General features: G+C 71.4%; 19 protein-coding genes. 8 read left to right on the top strand and 11 right to left on the bottom strand.

What is annotated here, in order from left to right; translation table 11 throughout:
- The first annotated feature begins 41 nt into the window (after positions 1 to 41).
- Genes H283_RS0115235 through H283_RS0115220 form a run of 4 tightly spaced genes read left to right on the top strand, consistent with a single transcriptional unit; the run spans position 42 to position 3025 of the window.
- Positions 42 to 728, top strand: a complete 687-nt coding sequence (locus H283_RS0115235; protein WP_028785625.1) for a glycosyltransferase family 2 protein — start codon at positions 42 to 44, stop codon at positions 726 to 728.
- Positions 725 to 1153, top strand: coding sequence for a DUF2304 domain-containing protein (locus tag H283_RS25360; RefSeq protein WP_020144390.1), 429 nt, complete (start codon positions 725 to 727; stop codon positions 1151 to 1153). Before H283_RS0115235 ends, H283_RS25360 begins: the two co-directional genes overlap by 4 nt.
- Entirely contained in the window at positions 1143 to 2297 is a 1155-nt protein-coding gene (locus H283_RS0115225; protein ID WP_020144389.1) for an LCP family protein, read from the top strand. The genes H283_RS25360 and H283_RS0115225 overlap by 11 nt, the downstream gene beginning before the upstream one ends.
- Positions 2297 to 3025 carry a TIGR03089 family protein gene (locus H283_RS0115220; protein WP_020144388.1) on the top strand — a complete coding sequence of 243 codons (729 nt, stop codon included), beginning with the start codon at positions 2297 to 2299 and terminating at the stop codon, positions 3023 to 3025. The genes H283_RS0115225 and H283_RS0115220 overlap by 1 nt, the downstream gene beginning before the upstream one ends.
- Before the next feature lie 11 nt (positions 3026 to 3036).
- Here H283_RS0115220 and H283_RS0115215 read toward each other — a convergent pair whose 3' ends face one another.
- Complete coding sequence (locus H283_RS0115215) at positions 3037 to 4899, bottom strand: peptidoglycan-binding protein (protein WP_020144387.1); 1863 nt, start codon at positions 4897 to 4899, stop codon at positions 3037 to 3039.
- A 247-nt stretch (positions 4900 to 5146) separates the two neighbouring features.
- Between H283_RS0115215 and H283_RS0115205 the strand changes: the two genes are divergently transcribed.
- The 3 genes from H283_RS0115205 (at position 5147) to H283_RS26765 (ending at position 9964) form a co-directional block, all read left to right on the top strand.
- Positions 5147 to 5938 (top strand): CoA transferase subunit A, encoded by a 792-nt coding sequence (locus H283_RS0115205; protein ID WP_020144386.1) that lies wholly within the window; start codon positions 5147 to 5149, stop codon positions 5936 to 5938.
- Between the two features lies 1 nt (position 5939).
- A complete protein-coding gene (locus H283_RS0115200) occupies positions 5940 to 6596 on the top strand; it encodes a 3-oxoacid CoA-transferase subunit B (protein ID WP_020144385.1) in 657 nt (218 codons plus the stop codon).
- Positions 6597 to 6829: 233 nt separating this feature from the next.
- On the top strand, positions 6830 to 9964 hold the full coding sequence (locus tag H283_RS26765; RefSeq protein WP_020144384.1) for a SpoIID/LytB domain-containing protein: 3135 nt from the start codon (positions 6830 to 6832) through the stop codon (positions 9962 to 9964).
- 71 nt (positions 9965 to 10035) lie between these two features.
- On the opposite strand, the gene H283_RS0115190 is transcribed toward H283_RS26765, so the two are convergent.
- The 8 genes from H283_RS0115190 to H283_RS0115155 all read right to left on the bottom strand — a co-directional run bounded on the left by H283_RS0115190 (position 10036) and on the right by H283_RS0115155 (position 18181).
- Positions 10036 to 10437, bottom strand: a complete 402-nt coding sequence (locus tag H283_RS0115190; RefSeq protein WP_020144383.1) for an adenylyltransferase/cytidyltransferase family protein — start codon at positions 10435 to 10437, stop codon at positions 10036 to 10038.
- A 70-nt stretch (positions 10438 to 10507) separates the two neighbouring features.
- On the bottom strand, positions 10508 to 11482 hold the full coding sequence (locus H283_RS0115185) for a glycosyltransferase (protein ID WP_020144382.1): 975 nt from the start codon (positions 11480 to 11482) through the stop codon (positions 10508 to 10510).
- Positions 11482 to 12288 carry a CDP-alcohol phosphatidyltransferase family protein gene (locus H283_RS0115180; protein WP_020144381.1) on the bottom strand — a complete coding sequence of 269 codons (807 nt, stop codon included), beginning with the start codon at positions 12286 to 12288 and terminating at the stop codon, positions 11482 to 11484. The genes H283_RS0115185 and H283_RS0115180 overlap by 1 nt, the downstream gene beginning before the upstream one ends.
- Positions 12285 to 14204 (bottom strand): DUF5941 domain-containing protein, encoded by a 1920-nt coding sequence (locus H283_RS0115175; protein WP_020144380.1) that lies wholly within the window; start codon positions 14202 to 14204, stop codon positions 12285 to 12287. The genes H283_RS0115180 and H283_RS0115175 overlap by 4 nt, the downstream gene beginning before the upstream one ends.
- On the bottom strand, positions 14201 to 14956 hold the full coding sequence (locus tag H283_RS0115170; protein WP_020144379.1) for an ABC transporter ATP-binding protein: 756 nt from the start codon (positions 14954 to 14956) through the stop codon (positions 14201 to 14203). Before H283_RS0115170 ends, H283_RS0115175 begins: the two co-directional genes overlap by 4 nt.
- Positions 14956 to 15756 carry an ABC transporter permease gene (locus H283_RS0115165; RefSeq protein ID WP_020144378.1) on the bottom strand — a complete coding sequence of 267 codons (801 nt, stop codon included), beginning with the start codon at positions 15754 to 15756 and terminating at the stop codon, positions 14956 to 14958. The genes H283_RS0115170 and H283_RS0115165 overlap by 1 nt, the downstream gene beginning before the upstream one ends.
- A 161-nt stretch (positions 15757 to 15917) precedes the next feature.
- Positions 15918 to 17138 (bottom strand): CDP-glycerol glycerophosphotransferase family protein, encoded by a 1221-nt coding sequence (locus H283_RS0115160; protein ID WP_020144377.1) that lies wholly within the window; start codon positions 17136 to 17138, stop codon positions 15918 to 15920.
- Between the two features lie 62 nt (positions 17139 to 17200).
- Entirely contained in the window at positions 17201 to 18181 is a 981-nt protein-coding gene (locus H283_RS0115155; RefSeq protein ID WP_020144376.1) for a glycosyltransferase, read from the bottom strand.
- Between the two features lie 163 nt (positions 18182 to 18344).
- Between H283_RS0115155 and H283_RS0115150 the strand changes: the two genes are divergently transcribed.
- Positions 18345 to 20363 carry a DUF6541 family protein gene (locus H283_RS0115150; protein WP_020144375.1) on the top strand — a complete coding sequence of 673 codons (2019 nt, stop codon included), beginning with the start codon at positions 18345 to 18347 and terminating at the stop codon, positions 20361 to 20363.
- On the opposite strand, the gene H283_RS0115145 is transcribed toward H283_RS0115150, so the two are convergent.
- Positions 20338 to 21501, bottom strand: coding sequence for an acyl-CoA dehydrogenase family protein (locus tag H283_RS0115145; RefSeq protein ID WP_020144374.1), 1164 nt, complete (start codon positions 21499 to 21501; stop codon positions 20338 to 20340). The genes H283_RS0115150 and H283_RS0115145 overlap by 26 nt on opposite strands.
- A gap of 74 nt (positions 21502 to 21575) precedes the next feature.
- Positions 21576 to 22078 (bottom strand): HNH endonuclease signature motif containing protein (locus tag H283_RS28230; RefSeq protein ID WP_020144373.1); only part of this gene is annotated, 503 nt, incomplete at its 5' end.

Genomic DNA, 22078 nt, shown 5'->3' with positions numbered 1-22078 from the left:
GCGTGTCGGTCAGGGCACCGGAGGCGCTCTACGCTGGGCGCATGCAGAACGAGGACGTGTGGCTGGTCGTGCCGCTCTACGACGAGGCAGCCGTCATCGGCGACGTCGTGCGAGAGGCCCGCGCCGTCTTCCCCAACATCGTGTGCGTCGACGACGGGTCGCACGACGCGTCGGCCGACCGTGCCGAGCAGGCTGGTGCGGCCGTCGTGCGCCACCCGGTCAACCTCGGGCAGGGCGCGGCCCTGCAGACCGGCTTCGACTACGCCCTCGGCGACCCGGCCATGCGCTACGTCGTCACCTACGACGCCGACGGCCAGCACCAGGTCCACGACGTCGAGGTCATGGTGGACCGCATCCGGCAGGGCGACGTGCGTGTCGTCTTCGGCTCACGCTTCCTCGACGAGCGCACCGAGGCCTCGGCCTCGAAGCGGCTCGTCCTGCGGGCCGCGGTCGCCTACACGAACTTCACGACGGGCACCCGACTGACCGACGCGCACAACGGCCTGCGCGTCCTGCACCGTGACGTCGTGGAGCGCCTCGACATCACCCAGAACCGGATGGCGCACGCCTCCGAGATCGTCTCCCAGATCGGCTCGATGCGCTTCGACGGCGCGAAGGTCGCCTACACGGAGGAGCCCGTGCACATCCTCTACACCGACTACTCCAAGGCCAAGGGCCAGTCGCTCTGGAACGCCGTCAACATCCTCGCGGAGCTGATCTGGCGATGAGTCGACAGAGTGTCATCCAGATCCTGCTCATCGCAGCCGTCCTCGCCATCGCGTGGCGACTGCTCATCGGGTCGGGCCAGCGCACCCAGGCCCTGCGCCGACTGGGGCTGCTCTTCCTCCTCGGCATCGTCATCTACTCGATCATCGACCCGAGCAAGACGTGGACCAACCTCGCCAAGGCGCTGGGGATCGGACGTGGCGCCGACCTCATCCTCTACGGCCTGGTCGTGGCCTTCCTCGGCTTCGTCGTCACGACGTACAAGCGCTTCCGCGCGATGGAGACGCGCTACACCCGACTCGCACGCCGCATCGCGCTCGACGAGGCGGGGTCCGCGGCCGAGCACGTGAAGTCGACAGGAACGGCTGTCACACTGTCCGGCGAAGTTCCCCCGTCCCCGAGCGTGAAGGCAGCCGATGCCGACTGATCCGAGCACTCCGCGTCGTCCCGGCCACGACGACGCCTACGTCGTCGACACCCGGCGTCGCCCCAAGCGAGCCGGAGGCGTGGGCGTCGCCCCCTCGCGCGCCGACGAGAGGGACGCCGGACCGGGCACCCCGACGCCGGAGCCTCGCTACCGCTGGCGCCGCGGACGCATCACGCTCGTCGTGCTCCTCGTGCTGCTCCTGGCGTGGATCGGCTTCATGGTCTGGGTGCCGATGCAGGCGTGGGGGGCCGTCAACAAGGTCGACAACATCCCCGACGGCGAGCGGCCCACCGACACGTCGGGCTACAACTACCTCCTCGTGGGCTCCGACAGCCGTGAGGGCCTGACCAAGGAGCAGCGCAAGAAGTACGCGACGGGCAACGCGGCCGGCAACCGCACCGACACGATCATGCTCGTCCACGTCTCCGAGAGCGGCGGCAAGCCGGTCATGGTCTCGCTGCCCCGCGACTCCTACGTGCCCATCCCGGGCCACGGCTCCAACAAGATCAACGCCGCGTACTCCATCGGCGGACCCAAGCTGTTGACCGACACCGTCGAGCAGGTCACCGGCATCCACGTCGACGGCTACATCGAGATCGGCCTGGGTGGCTTCGCCGCCGTCGTCGACAGCGTCGGCGGGGTCGACCTCTGCGTGCCGCGCAACATGAAGGACAAGAAGGCCGGCATCGACCTCCAGAAAGGCTGCCAGACGCTCGACGGTGGCAACGCCCTCGGCTACGTCCGCTCCCGCTACGAGGACCCGCTCGGCGACATCGGGCGCGCGGCCCGGCAGCGCCAGTTCCTCGGGGCGCTCATGAAGAAGGCTGCGACGCCCTCGACCGTGCTCATCCCGTGGCGCTACAAGAGCTTCGCCGACGCCTCCGCCGCAGGCCTCGCCGTCGGCCAGGAGACGGGCATCATGGACGCCGTCCGGGTGCTCCAGGCCATGCGTGCCGTCAGCAACGACGAGGGCCTCTCCCTGTCCGTGCCGACCTCCGACCTCGCGTACCGCACGAGCGCCGGAGCCCTCGCCGTCAAGTGGGACACCGAGCGCGCCAAGGCCCTCTTCAAGGCCCTCAAGGACGACGAGCCGCTGACCGAGCCGCCGGCCGGCACCACGGTCGAAGGAGCGAAGAACAGCTGATGGGCGACCTGCTGCCGGCCGACGTGCTCGCGCGGATGGTCGCCTCGGACCCGGGTCGGCCGCGCCTGACGTGGTACGACGACGAGCCGGGACCGACCGCGGGCGAGCGCATCGAGCTCAGCGCCCGCGTCCTGGCCAACTGGGTCGCCAAGGCGGCGAACCTCCTCCAGGACGACGCAGCGGCGGGGCCCGGCACCACGGTCGGCATCGACCTCCCGGCGCACTGGCGCTCGCTCTACTGGGCCCTCGCGACGTGGTCGGTCGGTGCGACGGTCGTCGTCGGCGATGCGGCCACCGGGGCCGACGTGCTCGTCACCGGATCCCCCGCTGCCGCCGCCGGCCACGGAGGCGACGCGGTGCTCGTCTCGCTGCCGGCCCTGGCCCGCCGACACCCCGAGGCCGACGACGCGGGTGGCGCCGTCGACGAGGCCCGTGAGCTCGCCACCCACGGCGACCTCTTCTCGCCGATGTCCGACCCCGAGCCGGGCGACGTCGCCCTGGCCGCGGACGGCGTCGACACGGCATACGGCGCCGTCGTCGTGCCCGACGAGCGCTGGGGCTCGTCGCCGCGGGTCGTGATCGCCGGGACCCTCGAGCCGGTGCTGCGCCGAGCGCTCGCCGCCTGGGCGGTCGACGGGTCGGTCGTACTCGTGCGCGGTCAGCGCGACGACCTCGCGGACCGCTTCGCCTCGGAGGGTGTCACCGTCGACGCCCGCGAGAACGCCTGAGCGGCAAGGCGCTACGCCGACAACCGGTCGAAGAGCGACCACGTCCGGGACGCGACGACCCCGGTGCTGGCGAGGCCTGCCCGCGCCTGCGCCGACTTGACGGCCTCGCGCGTCGCCAGGTCGAAGACACCGGTCTGACGGACGCCGAGCAGTCGCTGCACGGCGACGACCTGGGGGCCCGTGTCACCCGCCCGCAGCACCGTCGAACGGTCGGCCACGAAGGGGAAGTCGCGGGCCTCGAGGACGTCCCAGAGCTCGGGGGTCATGACCCCCGTCTGCGGCAGAGCGAGAGATCGCTGCAACGAGACGACCTTGTCGCGCGTCACGGAGCCGTAGACGCCGTCGACGGCGAGCCCGCCGAGCGCCCGCTGGAGGACGCGCACCGCGGCGCCACGCGACCCGTTCGCGAGCGTCAGGCTCTTGTATGCCGTGTAGGTCGTGCCGATGTCGACGCTGGCGACCCCGGCGCTGCTGCGTGACGACGTGCTGGCGTAGGCGGTCATGGCGAGGTCCCTCCCGGTCGTGGTGCTGCTGGTGACGAGCGCGACGGTGCTCGTCGTCGCCGACCAGCCCCTCGTGTAGAGCCGCTGCTGCGTGGCCGAGTCGGCGACGCCGGTCTGCGGCAGCCCGACGAAGCGCTGGTAGGCCGTCACCCGGGCGCGGGTCAGCGTGCCGTAGTAGCCGGTCGTCGGCAGCGAGCCGAGCCTGGCCTGGAGCGTCTTGACGGCCGCCGACGTCATCCCGAACCGCAGGGTCGGGTAGGCCTTCGTCGTCGTGCCGGACGCCGCCGCGGTCCCGGTCCAGCCGCGGACCCACAGCCGGGCCTGCGTCACGGGGTCGGCGACTCCGGTCTGCGGCAGGCCGACGAACTTCTGGTACGCCGTCACCCGGGCCCGGGTCAGGCTGCCGTAGTAGCCGGTCGTCGGCAGCGAGCCGAGCTTGCCCTGGAGGGTCCTGACGGCGGCCGAGGTCGTCCCTGACGTCAACGTCGGGTAGGCGGCGGTCACGCTCCGCCACCCGCGGGCCGCGAGGATCTCCTGCGTGCGCAGGTCGGCGACACCGGTCCGCGGCAGCCCGACGAAGGTCTGGTAGGCGACGACACGGGCCTTCGTCTGGTCGCCGAAGTAGCCGGTCGTGGGCAGGTTGCCGAGCCGGACCTGCAGCTGGCGCACGGCCTCGGAGCGCATGCCGTGGGAGAGCACCGCGGGCTTCGTCGTCACGGGCGGGGACGGCGTCGTCGGGGTGCTCGGCGGGGTCGTCGGCAGCGTCGTTGCCGCCCGTGGGAGTGCGGTGAGGTAGCTGCGGGTCGCGGCCCCGGTCCACCACGACGTGCGGCCGGCCGCCCCGTCGTAGTTGAAGCTGAAGTGCACGTGGTCCGTGTGGGGCGAGGAGCCGTAGTACGGCGCCCAGCCCCGCTCCGTCGCGTAGGAGCGCCACATCTTGCGGTCGTGGATGATGTACATGATCCCGAAGCGACGGGCCATGGCGCCCTTGACGCCGTTCTTGTCGGGGGCGGTCAGCCAGGCCAGCACCGACTGGGCGACGGCCTCCTGCGAGGGGTTGTCGACGTTGAGCATCCAGTCCCAGGCGCGCCCGTCGTAGTGCTCCGACGGACCGCTGCCGCAGGCGCGACCGATGAGGCCCGTCGAGCCCATCCCGTAGTGAGAGGTCATGAGCCGGGCGAACGCGAGCACGCCGGGTCGCGCCACGGGGTCGCAGACCGTCTGCTCCTGGTAGGGCACGTACACGTCGAGGGTGCTCGGGAGCGTCCGGGTCGGGGGCGCCTGGACCGCCGCGGCCGGGCTCGCCGTCATGGGCACGGTCAGCGCGGGAAGAGCGAGGACGAGGCCCAGCTGGTGTCGGCGCAAGGCCATGGTGAACCTCTTGTCAGGGGAGGGAACGGGTTTACTCCCGCACCATTTATGCACTCCAGTCACACCCATCACAAGGCAGTCCGACGAATTACAGAGGTGTTCTTCGCCGGCCGTCGCGAATGCCATGCCTGTCATTCGTCTTCGCCGCGCGCCCGACGGCATACGTGCTCGGCGACCACAGGTCGGCGCGCTCGTGTGGGGCGACCCCACGGCACCGCGTCGCGTCGGCGCGGATAGAGTCCGACCCATGGACAAAGTCGTCTCCACCCCCCAGGAGGCCATCGCCGGGATCAGCGACGGAATGTCGCTCTCGGTCGGCGGCTTCGGCCTCTGCGGCATCCCCTCCGTCCTCATCGCGGCGATCCACGACGCCGGCCTCACCGACCTCGAGGCCGTCTCGAACAACTGTGGCGTCGACGACTGGGGCCTCGGCATCCTGCTGCGCGACAAGAGGATCCGCCGCATGGTCAGCTCCTACGTCGGCGAGAACAAGGAGTTCGAGCGGCAGTACCTCTCCGGCGAGCTCGAGGTCGAGCTGACGCCCCAGGGCACCCTCGCCGAGCGCCTGCGCGCCGGCGGTTCCGGCATCGGCGCGTTCTTCACGATGACGGGCGTCGGCACCCAGATCGCCGACGGCGGACTGCCCTGGCGCTACGACGACTCCGGCAACGTCGCCGTGGCGTCCCCGCCGAAGCAGACCCAGGACTTCGAGTGGATGGGTGAGACGAAGACCTTCGTCCTCGAGCAGGCCATCACGACCGACTTCGGGCTCGTGCGGGCCGCCAAGGGCGACCGACACGGCAACCTCGTCTTCAACCAGTCCGCCCGCAACTTCAACCCGCTGTGTGCCATGGCCGGCCGCGTCACGGTCGCCGAGGTCGAGGAGCTCGTCGAGCCCGGTCAGCTCGATCCCGACGAGATCCACCTTCCCGGCATCTTCGTGCAGCGCGTCCTCCCCCTCACGGCCGAGCAGGCCTCCGAGAAGCGCATCGAGCGCCGCACCGTCCGCCCGCGCACGACCACCGAGCAGGAGGCCTGAGATGGCTCTGACCCGTGAGCAGATGGCGGCCCGCGCCGCCGCAGAGCTGGCCGACGGTGCCTACGTCAACCTCGGCATCGGCCTGCCGACCCTCGTGCCCAACTACGTCCCCGACGACGTCGAGATCGTGCTCCAGTCCGAGAACGGCATCCTCGGCGTCGGCGCCTACCCGATCGACGGCGAGGAGGACCCCGACCTCATCAACGCCGGCAAGGAGACCGTGACCCTGCGCAAGGGCGCGGCCTTCTTCGACTCGGCGACGAGCTTCGGGATGATCCGCGGCGGCAAGGTCGACGCCGCCATCCTCGGCGCCATGCAGGTCTCGCAGGGCGGCGACATCGCCAACTGGATGATCCCCGGCAAGATGGTCAAGGGCATGGGCGGCGCGATGGACCTCGTGCACGGTGCCAAGAAGGTCATCGTGCTCATGGAGCACAACGCCAAGGACGGGTCCTACAAGATCGTCAAGGAGTGCTCGCTGCCCTACACGGGGCGCGGCGTCGTCCAGCGCATCATCACCGACCTCTGCGTCCTCGACGTCACGGAGAACGGGCTCGTGCTGCGTGAGCTCGCGCCCGGGGTCACCGAGGCCGAGGTGCGCGAGAAGACCGAGCCCGAGCTCACGGTCGACCTCCAGCCGGCGCCGTCGCACGGCTGAGCTCCCTCCTCCGGATCACCGGAAAGGCGCGGTCACGAATGTCGTGACCGCGCCTTTCCCATTCAGCGGTGAGCAGCCGGAATTTACCGTCCGCTGTCATTCACCGGGCCCGCGATGCGCTTTTCCTGTGAATTCGGCTGGCACGGTCACGAATTGGCCACCCAGGCCTTGCGTTCGCTGCAATAAATGGGACATTTGGGACTATTGCGTCTTCCGACCCAGGAGTGACTCCCGTGCGCCCCATCCCCACCTCGCTCGCCGTCGTCGCGCTGACCGCCACCTTCATGGTGGTCCCCACCGTGACGTCCGGTGCCACGCCGCGCCCCGTCTCACCGGTCGTCCACGACGTCGCCGTCCCGGCCGTCGCCGGCGTCGGCACGGGCACCGCGAAACGGTCCGCGACGTCCTCCGGGACCGCCGCCGCTGCCGGTGACCGACACGGCGCGGGCGACCCCGTCGTGGCCACGAAGCAGGTCCAGGGCGTCGACTTCGACCTCGCCGGCGTCACCTTCGACACGACGCCACCCGCCGGCACCCACGTCGAGGTGCGCACCCACGGGGAGGGCGGGTGGTCGGGCTGGACCGATCTGGGCCTCGACGGCGACGGACCCGACCCGGGATCCGCTGACGCCCGTCACGCGCGCCCGGGCACCGAGGCCGTCGCCGCGGCGGGCTCGGACGGCATCGACATCCGGGTCACCACCCCCGACGGCACCGTCCCGCGTGGCCTGCGGGCGAGCCTCGTCGACGGCGGCCGGTCGAGCGCCGACGCCGCTCTGTCCGCCCCGGCCGGTTCGGCCGTCGCGGCCGTGACCCGCCCGACGATCATCTCGCGTGCGCAGTGGGGCGCGGACGAGAGCCTGCGCACGTGCGACGCCGAGCGTCTCCCCGGCTTCAAGGCCGTCGTCGTGCACCACACGGTCAACTCGAACACCTACACCGCCGACCAGGCGCCCGCCATCATCCGCTCGATCTACGCGTACCACACGCAGAGCCAGGGCTGGTGCGACATCGGCTACCAGATCCTCGTCGACCGCTTCGGCCGTGCCTACGAGGGCCGCAAGGGCAGCCCAAGCGGCTTCGTCCAGGGCGCCCAGGCCGGCGGCTTCAACGCCGAGACGACGGGCATCTCGGTCATCGGCGACTTCACGTCGTTCCCCTTCCCGGCCGCGACCCAGAGCACCGTGACCAAGCTCGTCGCCTGGGAGGCCGACCGGTCCCTCTTCGACCCGACGTCGTCGGTGACGCTGACCTCGAGCGGCAACTCGAAGTTCGACCCGGGCCAGAAGGTGACCCTGCCGCGGACCATCGGGCACCGCGACCTCAGCCTGACCGGGTGCCCGGGCGACACGGCATACACCAAGCAGCTGCCGACGATCCGCAGCAACGCCGGCGCCATCTGGCGTGACGGCCAGTGGGACCCCCAGCCGGCCGTGCCCGCGCTCGAGACGTACGCGCGCCCGGCCTCGTCGACGTTCGCCCTCTCCGGTCGCGGCTTCGGCCACGGCGTCGGCCTCTCCCAGTGGGGTGCCTACGGCGCGGCCACGAAGGCCCTGACGTGGCCGCAGATCGTCGGCTTCTACTACCCCGGCACGACGCGCACCGCCCAGGGCGACCCCACGCTGCGCGTGTGGCTCTCGGCCGTCGGGACATCGGGCACCCAGTTCTCGAAGGTCAGCGGCATGGTCGTCTCGGACGGCAGGCGGCAGTCCACCCTCTCGAGCGCCTACCGATGGCGCATCGTCCCGGAGGGCTCGGCGCTGACGCTGCAGGCGAACTCGGGCGCGGGCTGGTCCACCGTGACGACGTGGCGGGGCTCGACGCTGCCGCTCACGGTGAGCCGTCCCTCGACGTCGGCGGTCCGGGTGCTGCTGCCGAGCGGCACCCAGCGTGAGTACGCCGGGTCGGTCCGCGTCGTGCCCGTCTCGGGCAAGGCGTATGCCGTCAACCTCGTCGGCTCCGAGCGCTACACGCGCGCCGTGGTGCCCGTCGAGATGTCGCCGAGCTGGCCCGCAGCAGCCTTGTCGGCGCAGGCGGTGGCCGCGCGCACGTATGCCGCCCACTCGCGTGCCGCGGCCGGCTCTCGCGTCTACGACATCTGCGACGTGTCGTGCCAGGCGTACAACGGCATCGCCGACTACAGCTCGGCAGGCACCCTCGTGCGCCGCTACGAGGACACGCGCTCGACGAACGCCACGACCGCCACGGCGGGGACCGTCCTCACGTACGGCGGCAAGGCCGCATTCACCCAGTACTCCGCGTCGAACGGTGGGCGCACGGTCAGTGGCGGCACGGCCTACCTGCCGGCCAGGACCGACCCCTACGACGGAGTCGTCGCCTCGTCGTCCAACCCGAGCACGTGGTCCGCCTCGCTGGCCGCCACCTCGGTCGAGAAGGCGTTCCCGACGGTCGGCACCCTGCGCAGCGTCGCCGTCGTCTCCCGCACGGGCGGCGGTGGCACGGGGACGTGGGGCGGCCGCGTCGCCTCGGTGACCGTCACCGGTTCCGCGGGCACGAGCACCGTGAGTGGCGACACGTTCCGCACGCGGCTCGGCCTGCGCAGCACGTGGTGGACCGTGACGTCGGCCCCGGCCCGGTCCGTCCCGATCTCCCCCCGCGACGTGACGGGCGAGACCCTGCCCGACGTCATCCTGCCCTCGGGCTCGACCCTCAAGACCGTCAGCTACACCGGGTCGATGGGGTTCACGACGAAGCAGATCCTGTCGGGCGGCTTCAGCGGCATGCGGGCCGCGGCCGCCGTCGGCCCGTGGAGCCAGGACAGCCTCGGTGACGTCGTCGCCATCGACGGGGCCGGCACCGCGTGGTACTACCCCGGGCTCGGCAAGAGCGGCCTCAACGCCGGCCGCTACCAGCTCGCGACGGGCTGGGGGTCGGTCAACCTCGTCGTCCCCGTCGGCGACTGGGACGGCGACGCCAAGACCGACATCGCCACCCGGATGACCGACGGGCGGCTCGTGCTGCACCGCGGCGACGGCACGGGACGCATCGTGTCGAGCACGACGATCGGCAGCGGCTGGAACGGTCTGAGCCAGGTGACCTCCGGCGAGTACGACGGTGACGGGCGCCGCGACCTCGTCACGGTGCGTGCCCAGGACGGCGCGCTCGTGCTCTACCCGGGCAACGGCACCGGAGGCTTCCGCCCCGCCGTCGTCATCGGCGCGTCCGGCTGGAACGGCATGAGCGCGGTCCGCGGGACCGGTGACATCACCGGTGACGGCCGGGACGACATCCTGGCCCGGCGCGCGAGCGACGGGAAGCTGCTCGTCTACCGCGTCCAGGGAGCAGCTCGCCTCACGGCGCCGCTGTCGGCGGGGACCTACGCGTCGACGGCAGCCTGGGGGCAGTAAGGCTGCCGTCGGCGGGGGCCCGGGACCGGGTGCGTCGGTCCCGGGCCCCTTCCGTGCCGGTGGCGCGCGCCTCAGCCGAGGCTGGCGATGTGCTCGATGAGGCCGGTCGTCGACACCGACGGCGTGCGCGGCAGGTAGACGACCTCGCAGACGTCGCCGACCCAGTCGAACTTGCCGGCCCAGTCGTCGCCCATGACGAGGACGTCGGCACCGTGCTCGACGATGTAGTCGCGCTTGAGCTCGAGGGACTCCTCGACGAAGACCTCGTCGACGACCTTGAGCGCCGAGATGATCTCGAGGCGCTCGTCCTGGTTGAAGACCGGCGGGCGACCCTTCTTCGCGATGTTGAGCGCGTCCGCGGAGACGCCGACGACAAGGCGGTCGCCGAGCTCGGCGGCTCGCTGGAGCACTCTGACGTGCCCGACGTGGAAGACGTCGAAGGTCCCGAAGGTGATGACGGTCCGGTGGGTCACTCTTCTCCTAGGGCAGGTGGACGGGGCGGGAGACCCACCGCGTCGTCAGCGAGGGTACCGGTCCGCGTGTTCAGCGACGAGTCGCCGCGGACTCGGCGGATCGCACCGCGTCGGCCAGGGTCGTCTGGGCGAGGCCACTGCCGTCACTGACGGGTCCTCCGTCGACGACGGCTGCGGCGAGCGCGTCGGCGTCGAGAGGGGCGAGCACGACGCCGGCCGGCCGTGGCGCCGTGTCAGTCGCGACGACGGTGGCGCCGGCCGCCTGCGCCTCCCGGACGATGACGGAGTCCCCGTCCCAGCTCGTGGGGCGCAGGAACGTGCCGACGCGCGACAGGACGGCCGACACCTCGTCGGCGCTGGAGTCGAAGGCCACGGTCAGCCACGGCTCCACGTCGGCGAGACGGCGCAGAGCCTCGACCTCCGGGGAGTCGTGGCCGTAGGCGAGGACGGTGAGCGTCGCGTCGCTCCAGCGCTGACGCACGCGACGGACCGTGTCGATGCCGAGCTGGGCGTTGTAGTGCGCCAGTCCGGCGTTCGTCGCGAGGGCGAGTGCGTGGGGTTCCCGCTCGTACGGGCTCGGCACCGGCGCCGCGGACGAGTCGAAGGGCGTCACGACGGTGATCCGCGCGCGCAGCGCGGCGGGGAGGATGGCCCCGATCTCGTCGTTGACCGCCCAGATCTCGTCGTACGCGTAGAGCGCGAGCACCAGCGCCCGGCGCCGCCACGCCGTCATCCGCGCGACCTGCCCCCCGGTCGAGCCGGAGTGGAGCACGAGCACGGTGCGCCCCGGCAGCAGTGCGAAGGCCGGTGCGAGGAGCATGGCCCGCCACAGGCGGGTCAGGTGCAGCAGGTGGAGCGACCGGTGAGCCAGCCGCGGCAGCATCGCGGCGGCCCGCCGCGCCGATCCGGTGTCGACGTAGGAGACGGGGACGCCCTCGCCCCGGAGGACGGACGTCAGCTGGGCATGGCTCGTGCGCACACCGCCGACCTCGCCGTGCTCCTGGGCCCACTGGAGCACCGGCAGCGGCGCGACCGCATCCGCCATCAGTCGAGCCTCGAGCTGGACAGCACGCCCAGCAGGTGACCCCCGGCGGTGACCACGATGAGCGGCACCATCGCGACGACGAGGACCTGCGTGCCGAGCAGGTCACCGCGCACGGCGTCGACGACCGCCGCGACGAGCGCGAGGATCGAGGCCTCGACGGCGACGAAGGCCCGGAAGATCGGGACGTAGTCGAAGGCGCGTCGGAGCCGCGCCATGCCCGACGCCTTGGGCCGGGCCGTGCCCTCGACGTCCTCGAGCGGCGGACGTCCGGTCTTGGCGCGGGCCACGTGGACGAGATCGGTGAAGGCCTTGTTGAGCAGGACACCGAGCGCCACGAGCATGCCGAGCGCGGTCCAGCCCCCGACGTCGCCGGGCGCCGACAGGCTCCACCCGTCGGCGCGGAGCCCGATGGCGACGGGGATCGCCCCCTCGGTGACGTAGTGCCCGATGCGGTCGAGGTAGATGCCGGCGGGCGAGAACCGCTGGCGCCACCGGGCGACCTCACCGTCGGAGCAGTCGAGCAGGATCTGCAGCTGCATGGCGACGACCGCGACGATCGGTCCGACCAGTCCGCCGAACGGGATGGCGAGCGCACCGACGAGGCCGGTGAGGATCATCAGCCAGGTGACGCCGTTGGGCGAGATGTGCGTCGGCAAAAGGGCGCGCGTCGCGTAGATCGAGAGGTGACGGATGTAGAGCGCGCCGGCCCAGTGCTCCGCGTTGTAGCGGGCGATGTGCTCGGGCGGCTGGGCGACGGCCTTGAGCTCGGCGATGGTCGGGCGGTCGTTCGTCGGGTCGTGCGTCACGAGGAGCCATCCTGCCGTGTCGAACCGTCCGCTGCCGCATCGGTGGCCCCACCGGAGGGGGCCGACCCGATGACCGCGCGCCACGCGCGGGCGGACTCGGCGGCATACGCCACGATGAGCAGGACCGCGCCGACGAGCAGCGGCACGGCGGGCCGGTCGGTGAGGCCGCCGATGATCGCGAGGACGACGACGCGGCCCTCGACCCCGAGCGTGGCGCGGACGAGGGCGTGCGGCGTGCCGCGGCCGGTCTCGCGCAGCCGATAGACGTTGTCGTAGACGTGCCAGCACACGGCCGCCAGCCACGCGTACGCGGCGGCGCGGGCCACCGGGTCAGCGCCCGCGGCGAGGAGCAGTGCCGCCGCCTCGACGGCGATGAGCAGGCCGGGCAGCTGCCAGGCGAGCCGTCCTCGACCGGTCGGCCGCGGCACGACGGCGAGGTCGACGAGGTGCGGCAGCGTGGGGTCGGGCCGGTCGGCGCGGAAGTGGTCCCGCCCGGTCAGGGCCTTGCCGAGGCGCCCGACCTGGGTCCACGCGAACGCGATGGCCGACGCGACCCCGAGCGCCCACAGCAGGAGGGCCGGGCTGTAGAGGAGGAGCCCGATCGACATGACGAGGTAGCGCTCGGCGATGGGCAGGTGCAGCACCTGCTTGACGTCGCGGACGAGACGAGCACGGCCCGTCGGGGCCGCCGGCACGTCGGTGCGGGCGCCCTGCGCTCCCCCGTCGCCGGGCACGTCGAGAGCGCGTGGCACGACGGGTCGGGCCGAGAGGGCACGGTGGCGCGTCGCGTAGGCGAAGTCCTCGGCGTGACGGATGGCGAGGAGGGCCAGCACGACGATCGCGAGCCACCACAGGTCGTCGCCCCGGCGCGCTGCCACCCACGCGACCGCCGCCACGAGCGTGAACTCCTTGATGCGGTCGCTGACGGCGTCGAGCCACCCGCCGAGCGGGCTGTAGCGACGCGTGAACCGGGCGAGCTCACCGTCCACGCAGTCGACGACGAGCGAGGCCTGGAGCAGGACGGCGGCGAGCACCCACGTCCAGCGCGTGTCCACGGCGGCGAGGGCGCACGCCGCCAGACCGAGCAGGAGGCTGACTATCGTGACGACGTTGGGCGTCCAGCCGCGCCCGAGGCCGTATGCCGTGAGGCGCCGTGAGAGCGGGCGGATCGCGTGCGTCGAGAAGACGCCGTCGTTGCCGCGCGAGGCGGCCCGCAGGCGCTGCTGCCAGGCCGAGCCGACGACGCCGGGCCGCTGCTCGTGGCCGCGCTCGACGGTGACGTGAGCCAGGGGCGTTGCCGTGACCGGGACCACGGCGTCGCGGACGACGGAGAGCAGGGCCAGGTCGAAGGCCTGCATGCCGGGCTCCCCCGCCGACTCGCTCGTCGCTGCCGCCCGAAGGACCTCGCCCACGTGGGCGCGATCGGCGGCGGCGACGCGGAGGATGCCGGCGGCATACGTCGTCGGTCCGCTCACGACGTGGCGCACCGTTCCGACGGAGGTGACGCGGCGGGGCCCGGGGTCGACCCGCACGGGGGCGAAGCCGCCCGGCGTCAGGTCGGGGGCGTCGCCGCGCAGGTCGGTCACCGGGCCGTCGACGACCGCGGTCGACGTCACGTCGCGGGGTCCGTCGAGCAGGTCGAGGAGCGCGACCGGGCTGATCCGCACGTCGTGGCTGACGACGACGAGCGGGACGTCGCCTGCCCGCGCGGCCGCATCTGCCGCGGCCAGCAGGTCCGACGAGGTGGTGTGTGCCTCGACGGGCGCGGAGGGACGGGCGAGGCCAAAGGGCTCGAGCGACTCGAGCAGGTCCGAGGCCGGGGCACCGCCGACCACGACGAGGTCGCCCCCGGAGGACCGGCCGTGCACGGCCCGGGCACGAGCGTCGCCGACGAGCGGGCGCTCGTCGAGCCTCACGAAGCGGCGTCCGCGTCGGCGTCGGCGTTGTACTGGGCGATCACCTCGTCGATGGGACCGTCGCTCTTGAGCTGGCCCGAGGCGAGGTAGAGGCCACGCTCGGCGAAGCGACGCAGGTCGTGCTCGCTGTGCGACACGAGGAAGAGCGTCTTGCCGCCCGAGAGCATGTTCTCCATCCGCTCGTAGCACTTCTCGCGGAACGCCCGGTCGCCGACGGCGAGGACCTCGTCGACGAGGACGACGGGCTGGTCGAGGGTGGTGATGAGCGCGAAGGCGATGCGCACCTGCATGCCGGAGCTGAAGTGGCGGAACGGCATGTCCATGCCGGCCTGCACCTGCGGGCCGGCGAAGTCGACGATCTCGTCGAAGCGGGCGTCGATCTGCTCCTTGGTCAGGCCGTGCAGACCCGCCGCGAGGTAGACGTTCTCGCGCGCCGTGAGCTCGCCGAGGAAGCCACCGGTGAGCTCGATGAGCGGGGCGACCCTGCCCCGGACCTTGGCGTGGCCCTCGTCGGGCAGCATGACGCCGGCGATCATCCGCAGGAGCGTGCTCTTGCCGCTGCCGTTGCCGCCGACGAGACCGACGGCCTCGCCCCGGGCCACGTCGAAGGAGATGTTCCGCAGTGCCCAGAAGGTCTCGCTCGGCGCGCTGTTCTGCCGCTTGAGCACCATCTCGCGCAGCGACATGCGCCGACGACGGGAGCGGTAGAACTCGATCCCGAGGTTGCGCACCTCGATCACCGGCTTGGCCATCAGATCTCCTTCAGCACGGCCGGCTCGAGCCGCTTGAACACGATGGACCCCACGAACAGCAGGATGACCGTCAGCACGATGGCCGAGCTGACCGACAGGATGTTCATCTCACCCTTGAAGAAGCCGGAGCGGAAGAGCTCGAGGATGCCGCTCATCGGGTTGAACAGGAGCAGCTTCTGCAGCACCGGCGGCGCCATGTCGGCGCTGTAGAGCACGGGGGTGGCGTAGAAGCCGAGGCGCAGCACGATGCGGACGACGCGAGCCATGTCGTTCACGAGCACGGTGACCGGCGCGAGGATCATGCCGATGCCCACGGACAGCAGGAAGGTCAGCACCAGCGAGACCGGGAGGAGCACGATGGTCCAGTGCAGCTTCGTCTGCCCGGTGATCATGTAGAAGATCGTGAAGGCGGCGATGACGGGGAGGGTCAGGACGAACTCGACACCCTTGGCGAGGACGACGCGTACGACCCACAGCTCACGCGGGAGGTTGGCCGAACGCACGAGGCGCGCCTCCGACAGCAGCGCCCGGGACGTCTCCGTCATGTTCTGGGCGAACCACTGCCACAGGAACAGACCGGTGACGAGGTGCAGGAAGTAGGGCTGGTGGCCGCCTCGTCGTGCCTGGAAGATCACGGTGAAGACGACCAGGTAGATGAGGGCCATCAGCAGCGGGTCGAGCACCGTCCACACCCAGCCGAGCACGCTGCCGGCGTACCGGACGCGCAGGTCGCGCTCCACGAGGGTGCGCACCACCTGACGGTTGGCCATGAGGCCACGGAACTGGGACACGCCGATCATGCGCGCAGACCACCTTCTCCTTCGTGCTGTCTCGAGGCCTCTGCATCCGGGGCCGGGCTGGGCGGTCCCCCACCCGATCCTCGCCGAAGTCTAGGGGTGCTCGCCATGTGCCGCGTCCACGGCCGCGTCGGGTCCGTGCCGGGGCACTCTCTCGGGTCGGTCTAGGTCTGGCGCACCATCCGGGTGAGCCGTGCCTCGATGAGATCGGTCGAGGCCCGCACGAACCGCTGCGTCGCCGCACCGGGGCTCGTGTCGCCGAAGTAGTGACGCACGACCTCGGTCCGGGAGTCGTCGGACGCCGACATCGCGTCGTCGAGGATGCCGATGATCTCGCGCGCACGGTCGACCTCGACCATCGGCACGCTCGTGTTGAGCCGGGTGGGCTCGACGTCGGCGCGCGGGTTCGCCGGACGCGTCAGCACGAGTGGCTTGCCGGTGGCGAGCCAGTCGAGGGCCACGGCCGAGATGTCGGTGATGCACGCGTCGAGCCGGGCCAGGTGCCAGCCGAACGCCGTCTCCGTGTCGACGAGGTGCCCGGCCGCGGGGTCGGTGTGGTTGGCCTCCGCGACGAGGCGGGCCAGGTGCGTCGACGCCGTGCCGTATGCCGGGTCGAACGTCCCTGAACGTGGGTGCGGTCGGTAGACGACCCGGAACCTGCGGTCGGCGAGCAGGCTCGTCAGCAGCGCCGCGCCGTGCGTCGCGATGGAGCCGTAGGCCATGCTCTGCCGGTCGCCCTCCCACGTGGGGGCGTAGAGGATCGTGGTGCGCCCGTCGTCGGGCAGCTGCGGCGCCTCGTAGGTGACGTCTGCCTGCGGTCGACCGATCTCGACGGCCCGTGCGTCGACGTCGAACTCGACGAGTGCACCACGGAGTCGCTCGGCGGCGGCCGGTCCCGCGATGAAGACGCGGTCGTAGGCCTTGAGCTGGTTGGAGGCCATGTAGGACTTGTCGCTCTCGCCGTGGCTCACGAACACGTGGGCCGGCTCGGCGAAGCGCAGCATCTGGAAGTTGCGGACGTTCTGGTTGACGTAGAGGACGAGACCGATCTCGTGGGCCGCCATGAACGCCTCGATGTCGGTGACGCGAGGTCCGTGCATGACGGGGAGCGGACACTCGTCGAGGAGCACGCTCGTCGTCTCGGGCATGCGCGAGATGACGACGACGGGCTGCGTCTTGGCCAGCTCCTGGAGGGGGGCGTACCACTGCCGGATCTGGTAGAGGTTGACCGGGTCGTCGGAGAAGTAGACGGCGCAGCGGAACGGGGCATCGGTGCCGCGCTCGAGGCCCGAGCGCTCCATTCGCGCGGAGAGCCTGCGCTTGGCCAGCTGGCGGCGCACGGCCTGCTGGCCCAGCTGCACCAGCAGCTTCGCGTTGTCGAGCACGATCGACGTCCCTTTCCGATGAGGTGTCGTGTGAGAAGAGGTCTGGCGGTGTCGCCCGCGAGTCAGCGCTTGAGGCTGCTCGGGCTCGTCAGGAACCCTATGCCCCACGACCAGTGCATCGTCGCGAGGACGACGGGCGTCGCGGCCCGGGTCGCCGCCGACTCGCCCCTGCTGATCGCGAGCCCGCCGGCCGTCACGCCCACGGCATACGCCGCCGGGACGATCCAGGCGGGCGGCCACACGAAGCCGGCGATCGTGGCCACGGTCGTGACGCCGACCATCGTCGGCGGGGCGAGGTAGCGCGGGTTGATGGTCCCCTCGTGGTGTCGCGCGACGACACGGCGCCACCGCCCGTAGTGGAAGTACTGCTTGGCGAGGGCCTGGACGGATGCGCGGGGACGGTAGGTGACCTTGAGGGCGGGCGTGAACCACACCTTGCCGCCCGTCTCGCGGATGCGGTGGTTCATCTCCCAGTCCTGCGCCCGGGAGAAGTGCGGGTCGTAGCCGCCCACCCGCTCGAGCGCCCCGCGTCGGAAGACACCGAGGTAGACGGTGTCGGCATCGCCCGCTTCGCCGCCGGTGTGGAAGCGGGCGCTCCCGACGCCGAGCGGGCTGCGCATCGCGGCGGCCACCGCACGCTCGAAGGCCGACGTGCCCTGGGCGTCCATGATCCCGCCGACGTTGTCGGCGCCGACCCGGAGCAGCTCGGCAACCGCGACGCTGATGTAGTCGTCGGGGATCTCCGCGTGACCGTCGACGCGGACGATGACCTCGCCGCTGCTGGCGCCGATCGCGGCGTTGAGCCCGTCGGGCGTTCGCCCACTGGGGTTGGCCACGACGTGCACGCGGGCATCCGCGGCAGCAAGCTCGGCAGCGACCTCGTCGGTGCGGTCCGTCGAGGGCCCGAGCGCGAGGACGACCTCGAGCGGTCCGGAGTAGTCCTGCGCAAGGATCATCGCGACGGCGTCGCGAAGGTGCCTCTCCTCGTTGAGGATCGGCATGATGACGCTGACCGGGAGCACGTGGTCAGGGGTGACGTCCACTGAGAGGTCCTTGTCGTCGTCAGGCAGGAAAGGGAGCCCGAACCCGTTCGAGCGGTTCGTCAGCCTAACGTGAGGTCGGAGGCGCCCGAGCACCCGTGGGCTAAGGTGAGGCGCCAGCGTACGTGGGTCTCGTGGGTCGACCGAGCCCCCGGAAGGAGTGCACGTGGGGGTCCTCGTCCCCGGATCGTCGACGTGGTTCGACACCCTCCCCGCCTCTCTTGCGGCGATGCTGCTGCTCTTCGTTCCCGGCGCCGTCGCCCTGTTCCTGCTCGGGCTCCGCCCCCTGGCGGCCCTTGCCGTCGCCCCGGTGGTCAGCACGGGGCTCGTCGCCGCCACCGGGGTGCTGCTCCCTCTCGTCGACATCAGGTGGGGGGTGGGGCCGCTCCTGGTCGCCACCGCCGTCCTGTGGCTGGTCTGCGCCGGCCTGCGGGCCCTCCTGCAACCGGACCCCACCAGTGACAGGACCCGTGGCGCGGGCATCGACGTGTCCCGGTACGCCCTCGGCGCCGTGCTCCTCGCCTTCGTCGTCGTGCTCGTCTCCGTGCTGCCTGAGCAGGGCTCCCCCGAGTCCTTCCCGCAGAACCCAGACACGGTGTTCCACCTGGCCGACGTGCAGTGGATGCTCCGGAACGGCACGATCTCCTCGTTGCAGGCAGGACAGTTCCAGATCCCGAGCTGGTCGGGCTTCTACCCCGCTGCCTTCCACGGCCTGACGGCGACCGTGTCGCTGCTCACGGGCGCGTCCGCGCCGGTGGCGAGCACGGCCTTCGTCCTCGTCGTGGTCGGTGTCGTCTGGCCCCTGGGCTGCGTCGTCCTGGCCCTCACCGTCTTGGGCAACCGGCCCGGCGTGGCACTCGCCACCGGACTGACGAGTGTGGCGTTCGGCGCCTACCCCTACCTCCTCATGGGTTACGGCGTGCTGTGGCCGCTCGTGCTCGGGATGGCCCTCGTCCCCGCCTCCTTGGCTGTCGTCGCGGGGCTGGTGGACGGCCCGACCGGCCACCCGTACGTCGTCGCCGGACGAGGCCGGTGCGCGCTCCTGCTCGTCGTCGCCGTGGGAGCCCTCGCGCTCGCCCACCCGAATGCCCTTCTCACGTTCGGGCTCCTGGCCGGGCTCGCGCTCGGGCAGTGGGTCGTCACGACCGCCTGGGGCCTTCGGACGACACGTCGCGGCCTGGCGGTCGGCCTCGTCGTCGGCAGTCTCGTGGCCGCGGCGCTTGCGGTCGGGGCCGTCGTCGTCCTACGGAGCCCGTCGATGTTCGACATCGGGCGCCTCGGACCGGGCCTCAGTGCCGACAGGGTCTGGTCGTACGTCCTGCTCTTCGCCGCCGACGGGGTGGCTGTGCTCCCGGTGCTCGCAGCACTAGTGGGACTCGGGTGTGTAGCCGTTGCGCTCCGTCACCGGAACGCAGCCTGGTGCGTCGTCGCCCTCGGGGTCTCCCTGACGTTCCTCTGGTTCAACATCGCCGTCGACGACCGGTCCGTCCGCGCCCTCACGTGGCCTTGGTACAACGACACCCCGCGGATCCAGGCGATCGCGGTGCTGCCTGCAGTCCTCATCGCATCCGCTGCACTGCTCTGGATCGCAGACCTCGTCATCGCCGTACTTCGACGGTCCCTTCCCGCCCACGGGTTGCGGGAGCACGAGGGATGGGCGAGCGGTGCGGCGGTCCTCGTGCTGGGTCTCGTCACGCTCGTCCACGTGAGCGCGCACCAGCAGGTTCTGAGGCCGTACTTCCACCCGACGGCGGCCCGGTCCTGGGTGTCCGACGGGGAGCTGCGCGCCCTTCGCGAGCTGTCGACCTCGTTGCCCGACGACGCCGTCGTCGCCGCGAACCCGTGGAACGGCGCCACCTATCTCTACGTCGTCAGCGGTCGCCGCCTGCTCGTTCCGACCGAGAAGACGAACTACCCCGGCGACGTGGCTCTGCTGTCGCTCCGGCTCCGCGACGTCGGTACGGACTCGGCGGTCTGCGCGGCAGCCGCCCGTCACCACGTCGAGTGGGCGATCACCGGGGGCCAGCCCGCCCACCCCGTGACAGCGAAGATCCTGTCCGCCTACCGCGGGGTCGACGGCATCCGCAGCTCCTCGGCTTGGCGCCCCGTGCGCACGGAGGGGCCCTACACCCTCTATCGGCGCAGCTCCTGCGCTGGGCTCAGCGCAGCAGCTGGCGGGCCATGACCACGCGCTGGACCTGGTTCGTGCCCTCGTAGATCTGGGTGATCTTGGCGTCACGCATCATCCGCTCCAGCGGGAAGTCGCTCGTGTAGCCAGCTCCGCCGAGCAGCTGCACCGCGTCGGTCGTGATCTTCATCGCGACGTCGGAGGCGTAGCACTTGGCTGCCGCACCGAAGAAGGTGAGGTCCTTGTCGCCGCGCTCGGACTTGGCGGCCGCGACGTAGACCATCTGGCGGGCAGCCTCGAGCTCCATCGCCATGTCCGCCAGCATGAACTGGATGCCCTGGAAGTCGGCGATGCGCGTGCCGAACTGCTTGCGGTCCTTGACGTAGGCGACCGCCTGGTCGAGTGCACCCTGGGCGATGCCGACGGCCTGGGCACCGATGGTGACGCGCGTGTGGTCGAGGGTGCGCAGGGCGATCTTGAGGCCGTCGCCGACCTCACCGACGACGCGGTCGCCGGGGATCCGGACGTTGTCGAAGATCAGCTCGCGCGTGGGGCTGCCCTTGATGCCGAGCTTGCGCTCCTTCTCACCGAAGGTGAAGCCCTCGTCGGACTTCTCGACGACGAACGCCGTGACGTTGCCGCCGCGGGGTCCGTCGGGGTCGGTGACGGCCAGCACCGTGTAGTACTCCGACACACCGGCGTTCGTGATCCACGACTTCTGGCCGCTGAGCACCCAGCCGTCGCCGTCCTGGCGGGCCCGGCACTTCATCGACGCGGTGTCGGAGCCGGCCTCGCGCTCGGACAGACCGTACGAGAAGGTCGTCTCTCCCTTCGCGAGGGGCGGCAGGTAGCGGGCCTTGACGTCGTCGCTCGCGGCGAGGATGAGCGGGAGGGAGCCCAGCTTGTTGACGGCCGGGATGAGGGACGCCGAGGCGTCGACCCGTGCGACCTCCTCGATGACGATGCACGTCGCGAGAGCGTCCGCACCCACGCCGTCGTACTCCTCAGGCACGTGCGGAGCGAAGAAGTCGGAGGCGACGAGGGCGTCGTGCGCCTCCTGGGGATAGCGGGCCTGCTCGTCGACGGCGGCGGCGTACGGGGCGATCTTGTCCTCGGCGACCGCGCGGACGGCCTCCCTCAGGGCCTCGTGGTCCTCGCTGGTCCGGAACAGGTCGAAGTCGGCATTCGTGCTCACGAAGCGTGATCCTACTCGCGAGTTCGGATTAGTAGGACGTCCTCGTGATTCACGCCACGGCGGCGTCGACCGCGTCAGAACGGGGGTGGGTCGTCCTCGGTCCCGAGCGTGCTCGGCCGGCTCGGTGGATCCGGCGCTTCCGGTGGACCGGGCGGATCGGGAGGATCGGGAGGATCGGGAGGATCCGGTGGGTCGATGCCGTCGCGCCAGTTCTTGGGGTGGGTGGTGTAGGTGCGGCCGGTGAGGGTGGTCCAGGTGAGGCCGTCGTCGGTGCTGGGGGCGCAGGTCCAGGTGCCGTTGGTCTTGAGGTTGTGGTGGAGGCGGTGCTTGGCGTGGAGGTTGTCGATGCTGGTGGGGCCGGTGGGCCAGGGGGTCTCGTGGTCGAGGTCGCAGCGGGTGGCGGGGACGTGGCAGCCGGGTCCGCGGCAGATGCCGTCGACGGCCTGGACGTGTTCGACCATGGCGGGGGTGGGTCGGTAGCTGCGGGTCGGGCGGGAGATCGCTCGTCCGGTGCGGATGTCGACGGGCAGGGTGGCCCAGAGCGAGCCGGGGCGGGTGATGATCTCGCGGGCGTGGC

Origin of the sequence: Terracoccus sp. 273MFTsu3.1 (assembly GCF_000383675.1) — a bacterium.
In the GTDB taxonomy this organism is placed as follows: domain Bacteria; phylum Actinomycetota; class Actinomycetes; order Actinomycetales; family Dermatophilaceae; genus Terrabacter.
The sequence above is the reverse complement of the archived record's forward strand: the minus strand, read 5'-3'. Positions and strand labels throughout refer to the sequence as shown.

Excerpts from the sequence above, each read along its gene's own strand:
- H283_RS0115165 (WP_020144378.1), bottom strand. The coding sequence starts at position 15,756 with ATGATCGGCGTGTCCCAGTTCCGTGGCCTCATGGCCAACCGTCAGGTG.
- H283_RS25360 (WP_020144390.1), top strand. The coding sequence starts at position 725 with ATGAGTCGACAGAGTGTCATCCAGATCCTGCTCATCGCAGCCGTCCTC.
- H283_RS0115200 (WP_020144385.1), top strand. The coding sequence starts at position 5,940 with ATGGCTCTGACCCGTGAGCAGATGGCGGCCCGCGCCGCCGCAGAGCTG.
- H283_RS0115170 (WP_020144379.1), bottom strand. The coding sequence starts at position 14,956 with ATGGCCAAGCCGGTGATCGAGGTGCGCAACCTCGGGATCGAGTTCTAC.
- H283_RS0115220 (WP_020144388.1), top strand. The coding sequence starts at position 2,297 with ATGGGCGACCTGCTGCCGGCCGACGTGCTCGCGCGGATGGTCGCCTCG.
- H283_RS0115185 (WP_020144382.1), bottom strand. The coding sequence starts at position 11,482 with ATGGCGGATGCGGTCGCGCCGCTGCCGGTGCTCCAGTGGGCCCAGGAG.
- H283_RS0115215 (WP_020144387.1), bottom strand. The coding sequence starts at position 4,899 with ATGGCCTTGCGCCGACACCAGCTGGGCCTCGTCCTCGCTCTTCCCGCG.
- H283_RS0115205 (WP_020144386.1), top strand. The coding sequence starts at position 5,147 with ATGGACAAAGTCGTCTCCACCCCCCAGGAGGCCATCGCCGGGATCAGC.
- H283_RS0115225 (WP_020144389.1), top strand. The coding sequence starts at position 1,143 with ATGCCGACTGATCCGAGCACTCCGCGTCGTCCCGGCCACGACGACGCC.
- H283_RS0115235 (WP_028785625.1), top strand. The coding sequence starts at position 42 with ATGCAGAACGAGGACGTGTGGCTGGTCGTGCCGCTCTACGACGAGGCA.